The 20274-nt window shown below is 71.2% G+C and carries 15 protein-coding genes; 7 read left to right on the top strand and 8 right to left on the bottom strand.

Features of this window, described 5'->3' with window-relative positions:
- Positions 1-9 precede the first annotated feature (9 nt).
- From FGW31_RS32515 to FGW31_RS32485, 7 genes are all read left to right on the top strand, one after another.
- A complete protein-coding gene (locus FGW31_RS32515) occupies positions 10-765 on the top strand; it encodes a (Fe-S)-binding protein (protein ID WP_142197124.1) in 756 nt (251 codons plus the stop codon).
- Complete coding sequence (locus FGW31_RS32510; RefSeq protein WP_142197123.1) at positions 762-2240, top strand: LutB/LldF family L-lactate oxidation iron-sulfur protein; 1479 nt, start codon at positions 762-764, stop codon at positions 2238-2240. Before FGW31_RS32515 ends, FGW31_RS32510 begins: the two co-directional genes overlap by 4 nt.
- A complete protein-coding gene (locus FGW31_RS32505) occupies positions 2237-2878 on the top strand; it encodes a LutC/YkgG family protein (protein ID WP_142197122.1) in 642 nt (213 codons plus the stop codon). The genes FGW31_RS32510 and FGW31_RS32505 overlap by 4 nt, the downstream gene beginning before the upstream one ends.
- Positions 2879-3004: 126 nt before the next feature.
- The gene (locus FGW31_RS32500) at positions 3005-3796 is read left to right on the top strand and encodes an ABC transporter ATP-binding protein (protein WP_142197121.1); all 792 of its coding nucleotides are present in this window, start codon (positions 3005-3007) and stop codon (positions 3794-3796) included.
- A 3-nt stretch (positions 3797-3799) separates the two neighbouring features.
- On the top strand, positions 3800-5110 hold the full coding sequence (locus FGW31_RS32495; RefSeq protein WP_142197120.1) for an FtsX-like permease family protein: 1311 nt from the start codon (positions 3800-3802) through the stop codon (positions 5108-5110).
- 90 nt (positions 5111-5200) lie between these two features.
- Positions 5201-6058, top strand: coding sequence for an AAA family ATPase (locus tag FGW31_RS32490; RefSeq protein WP_142197119.1), 858 nt, complete (start codon positions 5201-5203; stop codon positions 6056-6058).
- Positions 6055-7419 (top strand): vWA domain-containing protein, encoded by a 1365-nt coding sequence (locus FGW31_RS32485; protein WP_142197118.1) that lies wholly within the window; start codon positions 6055-6057, stop codon positions 7417-7419. The genes FGW31_RS32490 and FGW31_RS32485 overlap by 4 nt, the downstream gene beginning before the upstream one ends.
- 184 nt (positions 7420-7603) lie before the next feature.
- On the opposite strand, the gene FGW31_RS32480 is transcribed toward FGW31_RS32485, so the two are convergent.
- From FGW31_RS32480 to FGW31_RS35185, 8 genes are all read right to left on the bottom strand, one after another.
- Positions 7604-7963 (bottom strand): cupin domain-containing protein, encoded by a 360-nt coding sequence (locus FGW31_RS32480; protein WP_142197117.1) that lies wholly within the window; start codon positions 7961-7963, stop codon positions 7604-7606.
- 158 nt (positions 7964-8121) lie between these two features.
- Entirely contained in the window at positions 8122-8736 is a 615-nt protein-coding gene (locus FGW31_RS32475) for a sigma-70 family RNA polymerase sigma factor (protein ID WP_142197116.1), read from the bottom strand.
- Positions 8737-8889: 153 nt separating this feature from the next.
- Entirely contained in the window at positions 8890-9546 is a 657-nt protein-coding gene (locus FGW31_RS32470; RefSeq protein ID WP_142197115.1) for a hypothetical protein, read from the bottom strand.
- Between the two features lie 204 nt (positions 9547-9750).
- Positions 9751-11877: a DUF4185 domain-containing protein gene (locus tag FGW31_RS32465; RefSeq protein WP_233452609.1), complete on the bottom strand. Its 2127-nt coding sequence runs from the start codon at positions 11875-11877 to the stop codon at positions 9751-9753.
- Between the two features lie 31 nt (positions 11878-11908).
- The gene (locus FGW31_RS36290) at positions 11909-14032 is read right to left on the bottom strand and encodes an N-acetylmuramoyl-L-alanine amidase (RefSeq protein ID WP_373303414.1); all 2124 of its coding nucleotides are present in this window, start codon (positions 14030-14032) and stop codon (positions 11909-11911) included.
- Between the two features lie 55 nt (positions 14033-14087).
- Positions 14088-15575: an FG-GAP repeat domain-containing protein gene (locus FGW31_RS32455; protein ID WP_142197114.1), complete on the bottom strand. Its 1488-nt coding sequence runs from the start codon at positions 15573-15575 to the stop codon at positions 14088-14090.
- Positions 15576-15609: 34 nt separating this feature from the next.
- Complete coding sequence (locus tag FGW31_RS32450; protein WP_142197113.1) at positions 15610-17100, bottom strand: peptidoglycan DD-metalloendopeptidase family protein; 1491 nt, start codon at positions 17098-17100, stop codon at positions 15610-15612.
- The gene (locus FGW31_RS35185; protein ID WP_182675017.1) at positions 17070-19895 is read right to left on the bottom strand and encodes an FG-GAP-like repeat-containing protein; all 2826 of its coding nucleotides are present in this window, start codon (positions 19893-19895) and stop codon (positions 17070-17072) included. The genes FGW31_RS32450 and FGW31_RS35185 overlap by 31 nt, the downstream gene beginning before the upstream one ends.
- Positions 19896-20274: the final 379 nt, after the last annotated feature.

Raw genomic sequence — 20274 nt, 5'->3', positions numbered from 1 at the left:
GGAGCCGCGATGCGTGTCGCACTGTTCCTGACCTGTGTCAACGACACGCTCTATCCGGACACCGGGCGCGCCGTGGTGAAGCTGCTGACCAGGCTGGGCGTCGAGGTCGACTTCCCGATGGCGCAGACCTGTTGCGGCCAGGCGCACTACAACACCGGCTACCGGCACGAGGCGGAGCCGCTGGCCCGGCACTTTGCCGAAGTCTTCGGCGACTACGAGGCGATCGTCACGCCGTCCGGGTCGTGCGGGGCGATGGTGCGGGAGCTGTATCCCCGGATGGGTGAGCGGGCCCGCGCGGAGGGACGCGGCGACACGCTCGCGGCGACGCTGGCACCGGTGGTGCCGAAGACGTACGAGCTCACGGAGTTCCTGGTGGACGTGCTCGGGGTGACGGACGTCGGGGCGTACTACCCGCACACGGTGACCTACCACCCGACCTGCCACGGGCTGCGCGGACTGGGCCTGGGCGAGCGGCCGACACGGCTGCTGCGGGCGGTGAAGGGGCTGGAGCTGGTGGAGCTGCCGGGCGCGGAGGAGTGCTGCGGCTTCGGCGGCACCTTCGCCCTGAAGAACGCCGACGTCTCGGCGGCGATGGGCGCCGACAAGGTGCGCAACGCCGAGTCGACGGGTGCCGAGGTGCTGTGCGCGGCGGACAACTCGTGTCTGATGCACCTCGGCGGGACGATGACCAGGCTGCGGACCGGCATGCGGCCGGTGCACATCGCGGAGATCCTGGCGAGCACCAAGGAGGAACCGGCCGTATGAGCGGAACGTTCGTGGGAATGCCGGCCTTTCCGAAGGCCGCGCACGAGGCCGTGCACGACCGGACCCTGCGCGGCAACCTGCGGCACGCCACGCACACCATCCGGGGCAAGCGCGCCAAGGCGGTCGCGGAACTGGCCGACTGGGCGGAGCTGCGGGAGGCGGGCAAGCGGATCAAGGACCACACGCTCCGTCACCTCGACCGGTACCTGGTGCAGTTGGAGGAGTCGGTGACGGCGGCGGGCGGCACCGTGCACTGGGCCGCCGACGCCGACGAGGCCAACCGGATCGTGGCCGATCTGGTCAAGGAGACCGGCGAGTCGGAGGTCGTCAAGGTCAAGTCGATGGCCACGCAGGAGATCGGGCTCAACGAGGCGCTGGAGGCGGAGGGCATCCGTGCCTACGAGACCGATCTCGCCGAGCTGATCGTGCAGTTGGGCAAGGACCGGCCCTCGCACATCCTGGTGCCGGCGATCCACCGCAACCGCGGGGAGATCCGGGAGATCTTCGCGCGGGAGATGAGCGAGTGGGGCCGTCCCGCGCCTGACGGTCTGACGGACACGCCGGCCGAACTCGCCGAGGCGGCACGGCTGCACCTGCGGGAGAAGTTCCTGCGCGCCAAGGTCGGCGTCTCCGGCGCCAACTTCATGGTCGCCGAGACCGGGACGCTGGTGGTGGTCGAGTCCGAGGGCAACGGACGGATGTGCCTGACGCTGCCCGAGACGCTGATCTCGGTCGTCGGCATCGAGAAGATCGTGCCGACCTGGCAGGACCTGGAGGTGTTCCTGCAGACCCTGCCCCGCTCCTCGACCGCCGAGCGGATGAACCCGTACACGAGCACCTGGACCGGCACGACGGACGAGGACGGACCCCGCCACTTCCACCTGGTGCTGCTGGACAACGGCCGTACCGACACCCTCGCCGACGAGGTGGGCCGCCAGGCCCTGCGCTGCATCCGCTGCTCGGCCTGCCTGAACGTGTGCCCGGTGTACGAGCGGGCCGGCGGCCACGCCTACGGCTCGGTCTACCCGGGCCCCATCGGCGCCATCCTCAGCCCCCAACTGCGCGGCACCGCCAGCGAGATCGACGCGTCCCTGCCGTACGCGTCGTCACTGTGCGGGGCCTGCTACGAGGTGTGCCCGGTCGCCATCGACATCCCCGAGGTGCTGGTGCACCTGCGGGAGCGGGTGGTGGAGGGCGGCCCGGTGACGCGGGCCGGCAACAAGGTGGTGCTGCAGCCCGCCAAGGGCCACGCCGCGGAGCGGGCCGCGATGCGCGCCGCGCGCTGGGCGTTCAGCCGGCCCGGTGTGCTGCGCACCGGGCAGCGCCTCGCCTCGCGCACCCGCCGCATCCATCCGCGCACCCTGCCGGGCCCCGGCCGGGCGTGGAGCGGGACCCGGGATCTGCCGCCGGTGCCGGCGGAGCCGTTCCGGGACTGGTGGCAGCGGACGCAGAACGCGAAGGGCGGTGCCGAGTGAGCGGCAGGGAACGGATCCTGGGCCGGGTGCGGCGCGCCCTGGCCGACGTACCGCGGGACGACACCCCCTACGAGCGGGCGGTCGTGCGGGACTATCTGCCGGAGCACGGGGAGCGCACCGTGGACGGGACGGTGGACCTGCTCGCGGAGAACCTGGCCGACTACCGGGCGGTCGTGCACCGCACCGACGCCGACGGGCTGCCGGGAGTGATCGCCGGGCTGCTCGCGGCGCGCGGCGCGTCGACGGTGCTGGTGCCGCCCGGACTGGACGAGGAGTGGCTCGCGGCGGCCGAGGTGACCCTGGTGGCGGACCGGGCCGAGAGCACCCCGGCGGAGCTGGACCGGGTCGACAGTGTGGTGACGGCGTGCGCGGTGGCCGTCGCCGAGACGGGCACGATCGTGCTGGACGGCTCCCCCGACCAGGGCCGGCGCCGCATCACCCTCGTCCCCGACCACCACATCTGTGTCGTCCGCGTCCCCGACCAGGTCGTCTCCTCGGTCCCGAAGGCGCTGCGGCGCCTGGATCCGGCCCGCCCGCTCACCTGGATCTCGGGTCCCTCGGCGACCAGCGACATCGAACTGGACCGGGTGGAGGGCGTGCACGGTCCGCGCACGCTGGAGGTCGTGCTGGTCGGCTGACCCGCGCCCGGGCCCCGTCGGGGGTGTCGGTGAGTACACCCCCGATACGGGTTCTGCGCCCCGTGTGCCGCGGCCGTCCGCTCCGTAGCGTCGTCCGCATGGCACAGGGTGTGCCGGACGGAGGGGATGACCATGGTGCGCAGCGGGGCACGCGGCGACCACGACACGGGGCCCGCCCCCGAGGCACTGCGGCTGGTGAAGGTCACCAAGACGTACGGCACCGGGGACGGCGCCGTGACGGCCCTGGACGGGGGGACGCTCGGCCTGGCGCGGGGCACGTTCACCGCCGTGATGGGGCCGTCGGGCTCGGGCAAGTCGACGCTGCTGCAGTGCGCGGCGGGTCTGGACCGGCCGGACAGCGGGATCGTGCGGGTCGACGGGAGGGAGCTGACCGGCGGCAGTGAGGCGGAGCTGACGAGGTTCCGGCGCGGGCGGATCGGGTTCGTCTTCCAGCAGTACAACCTGCTGGAGACGCTGACGGTCGCGCAGAACACGGTGCTGCCGCTGAAGCTGGCGGGCCGGCGCGTGGACCGCGGCCGGACCCGGGAGATCCTGACCGCCGTCGGGCTGGGCGACCGGCTCGGGCACCGGCCCGAGCAGTTGTCCGGCGGTCAGCGGCAGCGGGTGGCGATCGCCCGTGCGCTGGTCACCGAACCGCGGGTGATCTTCGCGGACGAGCCGACCGGTGCCCTGGACACGCGCAGCGCGCGGGAGGTCCTGACGCTGCTCCGGCAGGCGGTGCGGGTGCACGGGCGGACCGTGGTGATGGTGACGCACGATCCGGTCGCCGCCTCCTACGCCGACAGCGTGCTGTTCCTCGCGGACGGCCGGCTCGCGGGCCGGCTCCAGGCGCCCACGGCGGACGCGGTGGCCGAGCGGCTGGCCCACCTGGGCGACGACGTGACGGCGGGGGTGTGAGCGATGGTCGTACTGGCGATGCGGTCGGTCCGGCAGCGGCCCGGACGGTTCCTCGCGACGCTGCTGTCCGCCTTCCTGGGCGCGGCGATCGTCATGACGTTCCACTCGATGCACGACACCGCCGGGCAACCGGGCGTGGACCCGGTCAGCTCCGAGACCCTCACGACGGCGGCCGGCGTGGTCGGCGGATACGGCACGCTGCTGGTGTTCTTCGCCGTCGCCTCGACGCTGACGGTGAACGTGCGGCAGCGGGCGGCCGAGTTGGAGCTGCTGCGCTGCTCGGGGGCGACTCCGGCACAGCTGAGGCGGATGGTCGTGGGTGAGGCCGCGGTGGTGGCCCTGGTGGGCGCGGCGCTCGCGGTCCTCCCGGCGGTGCTCGGCGGGCGGCTGCTGCTGGAGGTGTTCCGGGACAGCGGGCAGGTCGCCCGGTCGGTCGACCACTCCTTCGGCGTCGTCGCGCTGGTGTCCGGCATCGGCATCACGCTGTTGACGGCGGCGGGCGCGGCGTTCCTCGCGCTGCGCCGGGCGGCGCGGGGACACCGGCGGCGCGGCGGGGCGCGCGCGTTCCTCACGTACGCGGCGCTGGTGGCCGGTGCCGTGGCGGTGTGCTCCACCTTCGCGTTCTCGGCGACGGACTCCGCGCTGATGGCGCCGCCCGCGTACGGGTCGATCCTGCTGTCGGTGGGGCTGGCGCTGATGGCGCCGCGGCTGCTGCAGGCCGTACTCGACCGGCTGTCGCCGGGCGGTGCGAGCGGATGGCTGGCGGTGCGGAACCTGCGGCAGCGGTTCGGGCAGCTCGCCGGGATCCTGATGTCGCTGATCCTGTTCACGGCGGTGTCCACGGCGACGCTGACCATGCAGGCGGTGGAGAGCGAGGCCGTCGCGGCGTCGGGGCTGGTGAAGTCGGTCGACGCGAAGAACCTGGAGACGCTGAACTTCACGGTGGTCGGCATCGTGGTGGTCTTCGTCTGCGTGATGCTGGTCAACTCTCTGTACGCGGCGACGAGTTACCGCGGCCGGGAGTTCGGGCAGCAGCGCCTCGCCGGGGCGACGCCCGGGCAGGTGCTGGGCGTGGTGGGGGCCGAAGGGCTGGTCCTGACGGTCACCGGGCTGCTGTTCGGCACGCCGGCGGCGCTGGCCGGGATCGTGCCGTTCACCGTGGTCCGCGGTGACGCGGTCCTGTCGGAGCAGCTGGTCGGCGTGTGGGCCGCGGTCGCCTCGATCGGCGCGGCGGCGACGCTGGGCACGAGTCTGGCCACGGCCCGGCGCGTCCTGCGCACACCGGTGGTGAGGGCGGTCGCGCCGGCCGCGTGACAGAGCGGTGAGCAAGCGCTTGGATAGGTGCACGGGCGTCCGACGGGTGCCCGGACACCGTCGTTCCCGCGCCCAGCCGGAGGATTTCCGTTGTTCACTTCCGTCGACGACGTCTCCGCACGCCTCGCCGCAACCGGCTATCTGGCGTCGCACGCGGTCGCCACGACCGTCTTCCTCGCCGACCGGCTCGGCAAGCCGCTGCTGGTGGAGGGCCCCGCCGGGGTCGGCAAGACCGAGCTGGCCAAGGCCGTGGCGCAGGTCGCCGGGGCCCGGCTGGTCCGGCTCCAGTGCTACGAGGGCGTCGACGAGTCGCGGGCGCTGTACGAGTGGAACCACGCCAAGCAGTTGCTGCGGATCAGCGCCGGCCGGGACGAGAGCTGGGAGGAGACCCGCGCGGACATCTTCGGCGAGGAGTTCCTGCTGCCCCGCCCGCTGCTGACCGCCATCCGCGGCGACGACCCCAAGGTGCTGCTGATCGACGAGACCGACAAGGCGGACGTCGAGGTGGAGGGCCTGCTCCTGGAGGTGCTCGGCGACTTCCAGGTGACCGTGCCCGAGCTGGGCACGATCACCGCGGCCCGCCGTCCGTTCGTCGTCCTCACCTCGAACGCCACCCGGGAGCTGTCCGAGGCGCTGCGCCGCCGCTGTCTGTTCCTGCACATCGGCTACCCCGACGCGGAACTGGAACGGCGGATCGTCCGGCTGAAGGTGCCGGGGATCGACGCGGCGCTCGCCGACTCCGTCGTACGGGTGGTCGGGGCGCTGCGCGCGATGGACCTGCGGAAGGCGCCGTCGGTCGCCGAGACCGTCGACTGGGCCCGCACCCTGCTCGCGCTGGGCGCCGGCACCCTGGACGAGACGGTCGTACGCGACAGCCTGGGCGTGGTCCTCAAGCACCAGGACGACGTCCTGAAGGCGGCGGCCAAGCTCGACCTGGACGCGGTGTGAACGCCGTCGCCGCCACGGACCTCGCGGAGCGGCTGACGGGGCTGGTCGACGCGCTCCGCTCGCACGGCCTGCGGATCGGCACCGGCGAGACCGTGGACGCGGCACGGGCGGTGGAGGCGCTCGGGCTCGCCGACCGGGAGCTGCTCCGGGAGGGCCTGGCGGCGACCCTGCTGCACGGCACCGCTCAACGCCCGGTGTTCGACGCGGTCTTCGACCTGTACTTCCCGCGCGCGGTCGGCGCGCCGGAGGGCGGGCCGGCGGACCGGGAGGGCCTGCGGGACCGGCTGGCGGCCGCCCTCGCCGACAACGACACGGCGCTGATGGGCCGGCTGGCGGTGGAGGCGGTCGACGGGTTCGGCGGGTACGGGAGTTCACCGGGATCGGACGGCTGGTCGTCGTACCAGGCACTGGACCGGCTGCGTCCGCAGACCCTGCTGGCGCGGGTGCGCAACGAGGTGCGCGGGCGGGACGGCGGCGCGGGCTTCGGCGACCGGCTCCTGGAGGACGAGATCCGGCGGCGCATCGAGGAGTTCCGGCGGCTGGTGGCCGCGGAGGCGCGGCGCCGGGTGGCCGAACGGCGGGGCCGCGACGAGATCGCCCGGCGCGCCGTGGCCCCGACCGCCGACCGCGTCGACTTCCTGTTCGCTGGGAAGGACCGGCTGGCCGAGCTGCGCCGGACGGTGCAGCCGCTGGCCAGGAAGCTCGCGACCCGGCTGGCCGCGCGCCGCCGCCGGGCCGCCCGCGGCAGCATCGACCTGCGGCGCACGGTGCGCGGTTCGCTGTCGACCGGCGGGGTGCCGATGCGGCCGGTGCTGCGCCGACGCCGGCCCGCCCGGCCCGAACTGGTGCTGCTGTGCGACGTGTCGGGGTCGGTGGCCGGGTTCTCCGACTTCACGATGCTGCTGGTGCAGGCCCTGCACGACCAGTTCGGCAGGGTGCGGGTGTTCGCCTTCGTCAACCGGGTCGACGAGGTGACCGGGCTGCTCGTGCACGGCGCCGCCGACCCGGAGGGCCTGGGCGCGCGGATCCGGGACGAGGCGGACCTCACCGGCTGGCACGGCGGCAGCGACTACGGCGCGGCACTGGGCGAGTTCATCGAGCGGTACGCGGCTGCCGTGGGCCCGCGCACCACGGTGTTCGTCCTCGGTGACGCCCGCACCAACATGGCCGACCCGAACCTCCCGGCCGTGCGCGAGCTGGTGCGGCACGCCCGGCGTGTCCACTGGCTGAACCCCGAACCGCGCTCCCACTGGGGGACGGGCGACTCCGCGGCACCCGAGTACGCGGAGCTGGTGGAGATGTACGAGTGCCGGAACGTACGGCAGTTGGACGCGCTGGTGGGACGACTGCTGCCGGTGTGACCGGGGCACCGGGCGGGGCCTGTGCCGTCCTGCTCGGCCGTCGTGCCGAGCAGGACGGCCGACCGGCGTCGTTCACGCCGCCGGGTCCGGTGCGGGCCGGGAGCCGGCCGAGGTACCGGCCGGCCCCTCGGCACCGCCGAGACCGGCCACGGCCCCGGCCGGCCCCGCCAGTACGTCGATCCGATCAGTCCGCCTTCGCGTACTCCTGTGCCATGCCGCCGGCGAAGTCGTACACCACGACCGGCTCGTCGCCGACGACCCAGGCGTCGTGTCCCGGCGAGCACACGAAGACGTCGCCGGGGCCGACCTCGCTCTCCCCTCCGTCGTCCATACGGATGTGCAGACGGCCCTGGACGACATAGCCGTTGTGGTGGATCTGGCAGCTCTCCGTGCCCGCGATGGGGCCGACGGACTCGGTCCAGCGCCACCCGGGTTCGAAGGTGGCCACGGCGAAGTCCAGCCCTGTCATGTGGACGGCTTCCAGGTGTCCCCGGGGGAAGTCGCGCCTCTCGTCCGGCTTGTCCAGCATCTTGATTTCGAGCATGATCCTTTTCCTTCCGACCGTCGCTCCGCGCGGTCGGGTCCGGTCTCCGTCTGCCCGGAACGGCACCGGCGGGGGCCGGGCCCCACCACTTCATCGTCCGCCTGTCCACTCGGGGGCGCCATTCGGGTGAGGGGGCACGGTGAGGTGGCCGGGGGCGCTCAGTCCGGACGCCGTCGTCGCACGACCGGGCCCGTCCGCTCGGCCTCGGTGACGAGGGCGGCGAGCGTCGTCCGCGCGCGGGCCACGCGGGAGCGGACCGTGCCGACCGGGCAGTCGCCGAGTGCGGCCGCCTCCGCGTACGGCAGGCCGAGCAGCTGGGTGAGGACGAACGCCTCGCGCCGCTCGTCCGGCAGCAGGTCCAGCAGGTCGAGCAGGGCGATCCCGTCGTCGAAGCCGGGCAGCCCGCGCGGCTGCGCCCGCTCCACGGACAGCTGCCAGTCGGGCACGTCGGCCGTCCGGGGCCGTGCGGCCGTGTGCCGGTGGCTGTCGGCCACCGCACGGCGGGCGATGGCGAGCAGCCAGGTGCGGGCCGAGGAACGGCCCTCGAACCGGTGCAGGCTGCCGAGTGCCCGCAGGAACGTGTCCTGCGTCAGATCGTCCACCGCCTGCGGGTCGGCGCCGAGATGGGCGACGTAGCGGATGACGTCGCGGTGCAGGGCGCGCACGAAGTGGTCGACGGCGTCGGCGTCGCCGCCGCGCGCGGCCAGCGCCCAGGCGGTCGCCGCGTCGTCGGTGGGTCTTCCGGGAGAAGCGGGCAGGGCAGAGGTGATCACCTGATGTCCTTCGCGGAGGAACCGAAGACCGCGGGTGTGCGCGGTCCGGTGAGCGGGGCTCGGCCGCGTGCGGTGCGCCGACGAACTGGGCGCACCGGTGCACGGCCGGTTTCCCGGGGCGCGCTGGGGCGGCCCGGGTGTCACCGGCTGCCGTCAGACGGCAGCGGCCCCGGCGGGTGGACCGCGAGAGGTGATTGCGTGGACGAGGAGGAGCAGGCGCGGCGCCCGGTCCGCGCGCTGTCGCCGGCGGACGCGGAGGGGCGGGCGGTGCGCCGGCGCGGGTGTGAGGAACAGCAGCCGCAGCGGAGCGGCCAGCCATCCGGCGACGGCCCGCAGCACCCGGAACACGGCCCGTTCCCCGTACCCCAGCCACAGGCCGCACAGCAGCGCGGCCAGCAGGTGGGCGGCGAGCATGCCGAGCGAGGTGTCGCCGGCGGGTGCCGGGTGCGTGTCCATGGCGTACCCGGCGTCCGTGGTGTGCGGCATCGACGTGGGCACGGGCATCGGCATGGGGTGCCGCATGCCGTGCGGCATCGTTCCCGCTGCCCCGTGGCCGGCGGGGCTCACGAGGGAGAAGGCGGAGTGCAGAGCCGTCTGGGCGGCGACGGCGACGGCGACGATCGGCAACAGCCCGCGCTCACGTCCCGCGAGTCCCCAGCCCACGAGGCCGGTCACGGCCCAGCCGGACGCGAGCGTCCACAGGGGGAGCCGGTCGCCGGACATCGTGACGTGCCCGAGGGCGGCGAGCACGACGCAGACGGCCGCGAACACCGCGGCCCGTCCCGTGCGAGCACCCCACCCAGCAGTCATGGCCCCTCATCGTCGCATCCGGGCACTCACCGGTCACCCGTTGGATACGGTTTCTCCCACGCCCGCAACTCATTCCCCGGCGTGTGATCCAGAACACGCGTCGAGGCGGCCGGAGTTGCGGAAGGACGGGAAGGCCCGGCCGGCCGTGGTCCCGTACGGGGAGCGGGAGCCGCGGCCGGCCGGGCCGGTCAGGGGCGGGTGGCGTCAGAGGCTGGTCTCTCCGGCGAGGCCGAAGAAGTCGTGCCACTTACTGCCGTCGACGAAGCCGTCCGTCCCGTTGGACAGGTTCACGTAGACGTCGGCCAGGTCGTTGTGGGTGAAGGTGACGATGTCGTCCAGGCCGTCGCCGTCGTAGTCGCCCAGGTACGGGAACTCGCCGTCCGGGGCGAAGTAGTCCGCCCACTTCAGGCCGGCGCCGAAGACCGCGCCGTCGGACAGGGCCACATGGACGTCGCTCGCCTCGCCACCGGTGAAGGTGACGATGTCGTCCTTCCCGTCCCCGTCGACATCACCGACGCGCGGCCGCTCGCCCTCGGGGGCGAAGTGGTCGTGCGCCTTGTACGGGGCGCCGAACTCTCCGCCCTCGTTCAGGGCGACCCACACCTCGTTGTTGTCGTCCTGGGTGAAGGCGATGATGTCGTCCAGGCCGTTCCCGTCGACGTCGCCGACGGCCGGGAACTGGGCCCACGGCGCGAAGTCGTCGTGCCATTTCAGGCCTGCGCCGAAGGTGCCGCCGTCCGAGAGGGCGACGTACACGTCGGCCGTGTCCTCGCGGGTGAAGGTGATGATGTCGTCCAGGCCGTCGCCGTCGAAGTCGCCGACCGCGGGCACCTCACGGCCGGGCGCGAAGTGGTCGTGCCATTTCCGGCCCGTCTCGAAGGAGGTGCCGGTGGAGGCGGCGACGTACACGTCCGCGTTCGTGCCGTGGGTGAAGGTGACCGCGTCGTCCTTGTCGTCGCCGTTGAAGTCACCGGTCAACGGCGTCTCCCCGCCCGGCGCGAAGTGGTCGTTCCACTTCACCTCCCGGCCGTCGAACCCGCTGCCCGTGGACCTCGCGACATAGGCGTCGGCCCGGTCGTCCTGGGTGAAGGTGACGATGTCGTCTTTCAGGTCGCCGTCGAAGTCGGCCGGGGAACCGCTCATCATGCCGCCGCCGGTGAGCCGCACCCGCATCAGGAACACGTTGTACGGCTGCCACTGCGACATCGCGAAGTAGAGATACGGGCTGTTGGAGTCGGCCGACCACGGGTGGATGAACGACCCGTACAGCTGCGGGTAGTCGGCGCCGGACGCGACCACCTGCTTGCCGCTCCACGGCCCCCACGGCGTCGCCGAGGTCCGCATCACGATCGCGCCGCCCGGGTCGTCCAGGTACATCATGACGAACCGGCCGAGATAGCGGCTGTACTGCACGGACAGTTCACCGACCGGTGCCCCGGCGATCGGCGTCGCGGCGTACGAGTCGGTCACCCAGTCGCCGCCCGTCCAGTACCGGTAGGCACCGGGTTCCAGGAGCTGCCCTTCGGGCACGCGGGACAGGAACGCCTCCCCGAAGCGCCCGTTCCTGGTGCCGTACAGGTAGACGTAGCCGCCCTGCTTGAGCATCGCCGCCATCTGGAACTTGTTGCCGAAGGACGCGTCGTTCTGCCAGCGGGCGTCGGCGTCCTTCACCCAGTTCTCGCCGTTGTCGTCCGAGTAGGCGATGCCCGAGTAGTTGGTGAACCACTCGCCGCCCTTCGAGCTCCAGCGGCGCACCGACATGTAGTGCATGTACTGCCGGTCGCCGACCGAGATGCCGGCGGTGGGGATGGTGGTCAGTTCGTCGTTGTCGACGCGCTTGCACGGCAGGACCTGCTTGGCGTGGCCCGGCCGGTCCGTCGCCATGCTGTCGATGTTCATGCCGTCGGCCAGGTTGTGGTCGGCGCTGCGCGCCACCAGGTTGCAGCGCCAGTCCAGGGTGGCCTGGTCGCCGACCGCGGCACCGGGCCCCGTCCAGCCGTTGCCGTACGAGTCGCCGAAGGCGGTGAGGATCTCGCCTTTGCCGTTGTCCCACATGACGCCGAGGTCGGTCGCCTTGACCTGCCAGCGGACGTCGGTCGCGCTGGTCGAGCCGGGCCCGGTCAGTTTGGCCACCCGCTCGGCGCGCGACAGCACTCCGGCGGCCTCGGCGTCCGCGGTGGCCACCGAACGCGTCGTGGTGGTCGCGCCCGGTGCCTTGTCGTGGCCGGGCGGGGAAGCGGACGCGGTGCCCGCGCCGGCGAACAGCGAGCCGATGACCAGCGAGGCCAGCGACAATGCGGCCGGGAGGAGCCTCCCGGGTCTGCGTTTCACCACAGGTTCCTTTCCTGCTGGAGGCCGGTTTCTAGAGGGTGGTTTCGCCGGGGGTGCCGAAGAAGTCGTGCCACTTGCGGCCGTTGATGAAGCCGTCGGTGCCGTTGGACGTGGCTACGTACACGTCGGCCTCGGCGTTGTGGGTGAACGTGACGATGTCGTCCTTGCCGTCACCGTCGTAGTCACCGACGTAGGGGAACTCACCGGAGGGCGAGAAGAACTCGTTCCAGCGAGCGCCGGGACCGAACCCGGAACCGTCGGACAAAGCCACGTACACATCGGATTCGGCGCCTTGCGTGAAGGCGATGATGTCGTCCTTCTTGTCACCGTTGACGTCACCGACACGCGGCTGCTCACCGGCCGGCGCGAAATGCTCGTGCACGAGCCTGCCCTCACCGAAGGCGTTGTCGCCGTTGGACAGAGCGACATACACGTCCGCGGTGGCGCCCTGAGTGAAAGTGATCAGATCGTCGTCACCGTCGCCGTCGACGTCACCGAGCGCCGGGAACTCACCCGCCGGCGCGAAGAAGTCGTGCCACACCGTCGCCGGACGGAAACCGTCACTGCCATTGGACAGCGCCACATACACCTTGGCATCGGCGTCATGGGTGAACGTGACGATGTCGTCGTAACCGTCGGCGTTCACATCACCCACCGCCGGCACCTCACCCCCCGGCGAGAAGTGGTCGTGCCAGACACTCGCGGGCCCGAAACCGCCACCATGGGACAGGGCCACATACACATCCGACTCCACACCCTTGGTGAAAGTGACCACATCGTCCCTGTCGTCACCGTTGAAATCACCCGTCAACGGCGTCTCCCCGCCCGGCGCGAAGAAGTCGTGCCAGATCGTCGCCTCACCGAACACCTCACGGGTGGAGGCAGCCACATAGACGTTCGCCTCCGGGTTCTGCGTGAAGGTGACGATGTCGTCCACCCCGTCCCCCGTGAAGTCCGTCGGCGAACCGGCCGTCATCGGGCTGCCGCCGCTGTTGACGAGCTGCATGTAGTAGTTCCAGTTCCAGTGCGGTCCCGGATCCGTGTGGTCGTTGTCCGGCAGCTCGTTGTGGCCCAGGATGTGCGCCCGGTCCTTGGGGATGCCGTGCAGGTCGCACAGGTGCCGGGTCAGTGCGGCGGACGAGCGGTACATGGCGTCCGTGAACCACGACGGGTTGTCCACGTACCCCTCGTGCTCGATCCCCAGCGACGACGGATTGGCGCTGCGCGCGTGGTACGCGGTGTCGGCGTCACGCACCATCTGGGTGACATCACCGTCCGAGGAACGGACCACATAGTGTGAGCTCACACCGGCCGAGCCGTTCTGGAACCAGCTGATGGAGCCCGCGTACGAGCCCTGCGTCACATGGATGACGACCTTGTCGATCCGTGCCGAACGCCCGGCCTGGTAGTTGTTCGGGTGTGCGGGCACCCAGTGCGCCGGCCCGTAGTCGGCGCTCAGGATCCCGACCTCGGACTGCGCGCCGTCGCCGGTGGAGGTTCCCGGCGGGAGCACCTTCGCGTACGCGCCGCGCTCCGGCGCCACCTTCCGCGGCTTCACCGTGACGCGCTCGCCGCGCTCGGCCCGCTGTACGACTCCCTCGGCCAGGAAGCCGTAGACGGTGTCGGCGTACAGCCGTGCCGTGCTCGCCTCGTCCGCGCCGCCGTACGCGGCGACGGCCGAGTACCACTCGTCGACACTGCTCCGCTCGGTGGCGCCGAGGCCGAGCCGGTCGGCGTGTGCCCGCAGGACGGCCGCGGCACCGCGGATGTTGGCCCGGCTGTCGCGCTTCAGCTCGCCGACCGGCAGGCCGGTGAGTTCGGCGGCCTGCTCGAGCGTCCGGTGCTCCGGGTTGCTGACGAGGTGCATCACGCCGTAGCCGTTGGCCGAACTCGGCTCGCCGTCATGGTCGTCGAGGTGGGTCTCGCCGTAACCGACCGCGACCAGGAGGTCGCGCGGGACGCCGAACTCCCTGCCCGCGGCGGCGAAGGCGTCGTTCAGTACGGACGCGGTCGACCGGGAGTCGCCCGAGGGCCGGTCGGCGGCGACGGCCCCGGTGTGCCCGGCCAGCGTCAGCGACGTCGCGAGGACGGCGCCGAGGACGGCCGCACGGGTTCCGGAGCGTCCGCGTGGGTGCGGACGTGCGTGTGGAGACACGAATTACCCCTGGATTCGGAGAACTTGACGGGAGAGGGAAGGAGGTGAGACCGGCTCACAGGGTGGTTTCGCCGGGGGTGCCGAAGAAGTCGTGCCACTTGCGGCCGTTGATGAAGCCGTCGGTGCCGTTGGACGTGGCTACGTAGACGTCGGCCTCGGCGTTGTGGGTGGAGGTGACGATGTCGTCCTTGCCGTCACCGTCGTAGTCACCGACATAGGGGAACTCACCGGAGGGCGAGAAGACCTCGTTCCAGAGCTGCCCGCCCCCGAACCCTGACCCGTCCGAAAGCGCCACGAAAACATCGGGGTTGGCGCCCTGTGTGAAGGCGACGATGTCGTCCTTCTTGTCACCGTTGACGTCACCCACACGAGGCTGCTGACCGGCCGGAGCGAAGTGCTCGTGGACGAGCTTGCCCCCCCCGAAACCGTTCTCCCCGTTCGACAGAGCCACATACACGTCCGCGGTACTGCCCTGAGTGAAGGTGATCAGATCGTCGTCACCGTCACCGTCCACGTCACCCAGAGCCGGGAACTCACCGGCCGGCGCGAAGAAGTCGTGCCACACCGTCGCAGGACGGAAACCACTGCTGCCGTTCGACAGGGCCACGTACACCTTGGCGTCGGCGTCGCGGGTGAACGTCACGATGTCGTCGTATCCGTCGGCGTTCACGTCACCGACGGCGGGAGTTTCGTGCCGCTGTGCGAAGAAGTCGTGCCAGATCGTCGCAGGGCCGAACCCGTCACCGTTGGAGAGCGACACGTACACGTCGGCTTCGGGACCGTGCGCGAAGGTGACGACGTCGGCCTTGTCGTCGCCGTTGAAGTCACCCGTCAGCGGGGTCTCACCGCCCGGCGCGAAGAAGTCGTGCCACACCTTCGCCCCGCCGAACTCGCCGCCCGTGGACGACGCGACGTAGGTGTCCGCCTCGGTGTTCTGGGTGAAGGTGATGATGTCGGCCTTGAGGTCACCGGTGAAGTCGGTGGGGCCTCCGCCGAAGACGGCCGTGCTGCGCTGCGCCTCGGCAAGCAGGGCGCGGGCCTTGGACTCGGCCTCGTCGTAGCGGGAGGGGAAGGCGGAGCCCTGGACGCTCTGGGCGAGCTGGCCGGCGGTGTAGCCGGGGTTCGCGCGGTCCTTGGCGATGGCACGGGTGACGAACTGCGTCGCCGCGTACCAGGGGTCCATGATCTGCTCGACGGTTCCCCAGCCATAGCTGGGCCGCTGCTGGAAGACCCCGATGGAGTCCTTGTCGCCGCAGGGCAGGTTGTTCATGTGGGACTCGACCCAGCCGGCCTCGAAGGCCGCCAGGGTCACCTTGGCGTTGGCGTTGTGGGTGCGGGCGACGCGCAGGACGTCCACGAGGATGTTCGGGTCGTGCGTCGGCGGCACGTAGCACGAGTCGTCCAGGATCTCGGCGTTGGCCAGGTTCTTGGGCGGCTTCGGCGACGGATCGGCGGCCTGGGCGGGGGTGGCACCGGCGGCTATCAGGAGACCCGCCGCCGCGAACCCGGCGGCGCAGGAGGACAGAAGTCTGGCACGGGGCATGGGTGTGCCCTTTCGGAGTCGGGGTGGGTGGTGGCTAGAGGGTGGTTTCGCCGGGGGTGCCGAAGAAGTCGTGCCACTTGCGGCCGTTGATGAAGCCGTCGGTGCCGTTGGACGTGGCTACGTAGACGTCGGCCTCGGCGTTGTGGGTGAAGGTGACGATGTCGTCCTTGCCGTCACCGTCGTAGTCACCGACATAGGGGAACTCACCGGAGGGCGAGAAGAACTCGTTCCAGAGCTGCCCGCCCCCGAACCCTGACCCGTCCGAAAGCGCCACGAAAACATCGGGGTTGGCGCCCTGTGTGAAGGCGACGATGTCGTCCTTCTTGTCACCGTTGACGTCACCCACACGAGGCTGCTCACCGGCCGGAGCGAAGTGCTCGTGGACGAGCTTGCCCACCCCGAAACCGTTCTCCCCGTTCGACAGAGCCACATACACGTCCGCGGTACTGCCCTGAGTGAAGGTGATCAGATCGTCGTCACCGTCACCGTCCACGTCACCCAGAGCCGGGAACTCACCGGCCGGCGCGAAGAAGTCGTGCCACACCGTCGCAGGACGGAAACCACTGCTGCCATTGGACAGGGCCACATACACATTGGCCTCGGCGTCATGCGTGAACGTCACGATGTCGTCGAAACCGTCACCGTTCACATCACCGACCGCGGGCACCTCACCACCCGGCGCGAAATGGTCGTGCCACACCGCCGCAGGACCGAACCCGTCACCATTCGACAACGCCACATACACATCCGAGTCGGCACCCTTGGTGAACGTCACGACGTCGTCCTTGTCGTCACCGTTGAAGTCACCCGTCAACGGCGTCTCCCCGCCCGGCGCGAAGAAGTCGTGCCACACCTTCGCCCCGCCGAACCCCTCACGCGTGGACGCGGCGACATACACATCCGCCTCCGGGTTCTGAGTGAACGTCACGATGTCGTCCACCCCGTCCCCCGTGAAGTCCGTCGGCGAACCGGCCATGATCGGCTGAGGGGTTCCGCAGTTGCCGCTGGTGTGGCGGGCGGCCGTGGCGCTGTAGCGCAGCGCCACCCCGTCGATGACGATGGGCTGGTTCTGGCCGTCTGCCTCCTGCTCGTAGTGCAGGTGGGCCCCGAACGACTCGCCCGTGTTGCCGACCTTGCCCAGTTCGTCACCGGTGCGGACGTACTGGCCCTTGGCGACGGAGATGCGGTCCAGGTGAGCGACCAGGCTGGTCCAGCCGCCACCGTGGTCGACGCGCACGTAGTTGCCGTACCCGGAGGAGTTGGGCATGGGCACCACGTCGATCACGGTGCCGGACGCCGAGGCCAGGGCCGGGGTGCCGAGGTCGGCGGAGCCCGCGATGTTGAAGTCCAGCGCGTTGTGGACCTCGGAGGAGTGGTGGTAGTAGTCCCGTCCCTCTCCGCACGGCCAGGGCGCGCGGAAGTCGGGGCGGGGGCCCGCGGCCGAGGCCGTCTGCGCGGGGACCAGGAGGGCGCTGGAGGCCAGTACGGTGCCGATCAGGCCCAGGGCGAGGTGCCGTCTTCGCACTTCGGTCTTCCTTCCATGGGGTCGGGAATCGCCGTCGGTGGGTTGGCGGCGCACGGCTGCCCGGGACGCGCGCCGATCGAGGGCGCGCGCCCGGATGCCAGGAGTGGAGAGGGTGGGGCGGGGGGCTCAGAGAGAGGTCTCGCCGGGCGTGCCGAAGAACTCGTTCCACTTCTTCGACCGAAGGCGGTGCCGGACGAGAGCGCCACGTGGACATCGGCGCCGGGGTTGTGGTCGAAGGAGACCACGTCGTCCCGGCCGTCCTCGTCGAAGTCACCGACGTACGGGAAGGCGCCGGGGCCCGAGAACGCGTCGTGCCAGACGCCCTTGGTGACGAAGCCCTCGCCGTCGGACAGGGCGACCCGGACCTCGGCGGCCGCGTCGGCGGTGAAGGAGGCGATGTCGTCGCGGCTGTCCCCGTCGAAGTCGCCCACGCGCGGCAGTTCGGCGCCGGGCGAGAAGCCGGTGAGGACCTTGCGCGCGGGCCCGAACGACGTGCCGTCGGAGAAGGCGACGTAGACGGCGGCCTCGGTGCCCTTGGTGAAGGTGATGATGTCGTCCTTCGTGTCGCCGTTCACGTCGCCCACGGCCGGGAACTCGCCGCGCGGCGCGAAGTGGTCGTGCCATTTCCCGCCGGTGGCGAAGGACTTGCCGCTGGAGAGGGACACGTAGACGTCGGCGGTGTCGTCCTGGGTGAAGGTGACGATGTCGTCGGTCCCGTCGCCGTCGAAGTCGCCCACGGCCGGGGCCTCGCCACCGGGCGCGAAGTGGTCGCTCCACTTCTCCCCGGCGCCGAACGAGGTGCCGGTGGAGGGCGCGACATGGACGTCGGCCGTCGCCCCCTGTGTGAAGGTGATCGCGTCGTCCTTGTCGTCCCCGTTGAAGTCACCGGTGAGCGGCGTCTCCCCGGCGGGGGCGAAGTGGTCGTTCCACTTGCCGCCGCCGGTGAACGCGGTGCCGTCCGAGGGCGCCGCGTAGACCTCGGCCGCGGTGCCGCGGGTGAACGTGACGATGTCGTCCTTGCCGTCACCGGTCACGTCCGTCGGTGAACCGCCGAGCATCAGGCCGCCCGCGTCGCCGTAGTGGACCTCGAGTTCCGCGATGGAGGTGAAGGTCTTCTCGCCGCCCGGCCGGCCGGTGATCCGCACGCCGTCGCCCGCCGTCGGGTCGAAGGAGAAGGTGTAGGTGCGGTGCGGGCCGGCGGAGCTGCCGTACGGGTAGTCGGGCCCCACGCGCTGGCCCGAGACGTCCACCCACCGGTTGTCGCGCCGCACCTGCACCCGCAGGTCACCGGCGAACCAGCCGCCGTCGGCGAACATGTCACCCGTCGTGTAGGTGACCTTGTTCATCATGTACTGGCGCGGCCAGGTGTAGCCCCACCAACTGGCGTCCTTGCGCTCGTCGTTCCAGTCGTCCTCGCTCTGGTCGCGGTTGCCGTCGGCGTAGAAGGAGTCCTTGCCGAAGTGGGTGGCGCGCTGGACGGGCACCGTGCCGGGCTCGCGGGCCAGGTTGCGGGCGGGGTCGGCGGCGTTGCCGGGAGTGGTGTCACGGCGCGGCTCCAGGCTCAGCTTCCGCAGGGAGAAGGTGTACGCCCAGTGGTCGCCGGCCGGGTAACCGCCGCCGCAGGGGCAGACGTTGGACTGGAGCCACATGGACTTGCCATCGGCGCTGATGTACTTCGACGGGATCGTCGTCGCGTAGCCGCCGTGCTTGGTGTGGGTCCAGGGGTAGCCGCCGAAGTCCTTGGTCGCGAAGTGCTTCCACGGCCCCCAGGGAGTCGGGGACTCGTAGAACTCGAAGGTGTACTCGGTCCACGAGGTGTAGATGTAGCGGTTCAGGGGCTTGTTGTGGACCACGCCGCCCTGGCCGAGGACCGTCATGTCGCGCGCCCGGCCGGCGGTGATGACGTTCTGGTAGATGCGCCGGTCGTCGTGGAGGACCGGCTGGCGCCGCGCGATGTCCGTGGACCAGACCGGGTTGCCCGAGGCGTCGGTGCCGGACATGTACTGCCAGGCGTTCTCGTCCATGACCGAGGTCCGGTGGACGCGCGCCAGGTACAGGTCGACGGGGTCGGGGACGGTGTTGTCGAAGGAGTCCCGCCAGTTGTGGTCCAGGCCGTACGCGTACACGTAGTCGTCGGGGGCGTTGGCGTAGTTCTTGCCGTAATCCAGGAACATCACCGTGGTGAAGACACCGCCGCCGAACATCGGCCGGCTGCGGTCCCAGGTCCAGGTGCGGCCCTTGTCGGTGGACTTGGCGATCGTCGCGGCCGGGGCGTCGTTGAAGTCCATCGCCAGGTCCTGCACCGCGAGGTACAGGTCACCGTTGACGCAGGCCATGCCGGTGGGCTTGCGGTTGTGGTCCGCGCTCCAGATCTGGCTGACGTCCGTGGAGAGCTGCGTTCCGCCGAGGCCGCCGGGCATGCCGGAGATGCGGGCGACGCCGATGTCGCTGTCGTCGGTGCCGAATCCGATGCCGTCGCCGTACGCGGCGTACACGTGGTCGTCGTCGGACCAGCAGTTCGGCCACAGGTCGCCGTGCGGTTTGTTGTCACCGACCGCGGGCGCGCCGACGGTGGCCGCGGGGTCCACGGCGACGGTCGAGAAGAAGTCGCTCGCCGGCGGCGAACCGGCGGCGGCCGCGGAGACTCCCGCCGGTTCGAGGGGCGCCGACGCCGTGCCGGCCGCGGCAGGGCCCGGCGGCAGGACGGTCAGCAGCGTGCCGAGTGCGAGGAAGGCCGTGGCCAGGGCACGGCCGGCGGTCGTGGCCGGTCTGAGAGGTGGTACGGCTCTGCGCATGGACGTGCTCCCGGTGAGGCTCGAGCCAGTCTCGAAATCGATTTCAGCGGACGGTACTAGGGGCGGCGCGAACACGTCAACGGGTGGAGCGGGCCGGCGCGTTCGGCAGGAGCGCGGCAAGAGGTCCTGTCCATAGGGTGGTTGACACTGGTTGACACACCGCACCGCACACCGAAGCCGCAGGACGAACAGGACAAGGACGCCCCGATCTGCAATCGATTGCACCGTGCACAGCGGGGTGGAGTTCACTCGCGGAAGAAATCCATTTCACACGAGGTCGGCCACCGGTCGCCCGGTCCGCGCGGCTGTCCCGCGACACGGAACCGGCCTCCGCCACCGGCACAGCCAGGTAGTGGAATATTGAACCAACCGGGTCCGT

The organism is Streptomyces calvus (assembly GCF_006782915.1).
Classification (GTDB): domain Bacteria; phylum Actinomycetota; class Actinomycetes; order Streptomycetales; family Streptomycetaceae; genus Streptomyces; species Streptomyces calvus.
The sequence above is the reverse complement of the archived record's forward strand: the minus strand, read 5'-3'. Positions and strand labels throughout refer to the sequence as shown.

Bases quoted from the DNA above. Each gene is read 5' to 3' on its own strand.
- FGW31_RS32470 (WP_142197115.1), bottom strand. From the start codon at position 9,546: ATGACTGCTGGGTGGGGTGCTCGCACGGGACGGGCCGCGGTGTTCGCG.
- FGW31_RS32455 (WP_142197114.1), bottom strand. From the start codon at position 15,575: ATGCCCCGTGCCAGACTTCTGTCCTCCTGCGCCGCCGGGTTCGCGGCG.
- FGW31_RS35185 (WP_182675017.1), bottom strand. From the start codon at position 19,895: ATGCGCAGAGCCGTACCACCTCTCAGACCGGCCACGACCGCCGGCCGT.
- FGW31_RS32495 (WP_142197120.1), top strand. From the start codon at position 3,800: ATGGTCGTACTGGCGATGCGGTCGGTCCGGCAGCGGCCCGGACGGTTC.
- FGW31_RS32500 (WP_142197121.1), top strand. From the start codon at position 3,005: ATGACCATGGTGCGCAGCGGGGCACGCGGCGACCACGACACGGGGCCC.
- FGW31_RS32510 (WP_142197123.1), top strand. From the start codon at position 762: ATGAGCGGAACGTTCGTGGGAATGCCGGCCTTTCCGAAGGCCGCGCAC.
- FGW31_RS32515 (WP_142197124.1), top strand. From the start codon at position 10: ATGCGTGTCGCACTGTTCCTGACCTGTGTCAACGACACGCTCTATCCG.
- FGW31_RS32480 (WP_142197117.1), bottom strand. From the start codon at position 7,963: ATGCTCGAAATCAAGATGCTGGACAAGCCGGACGAGAGGCGCGACTTC.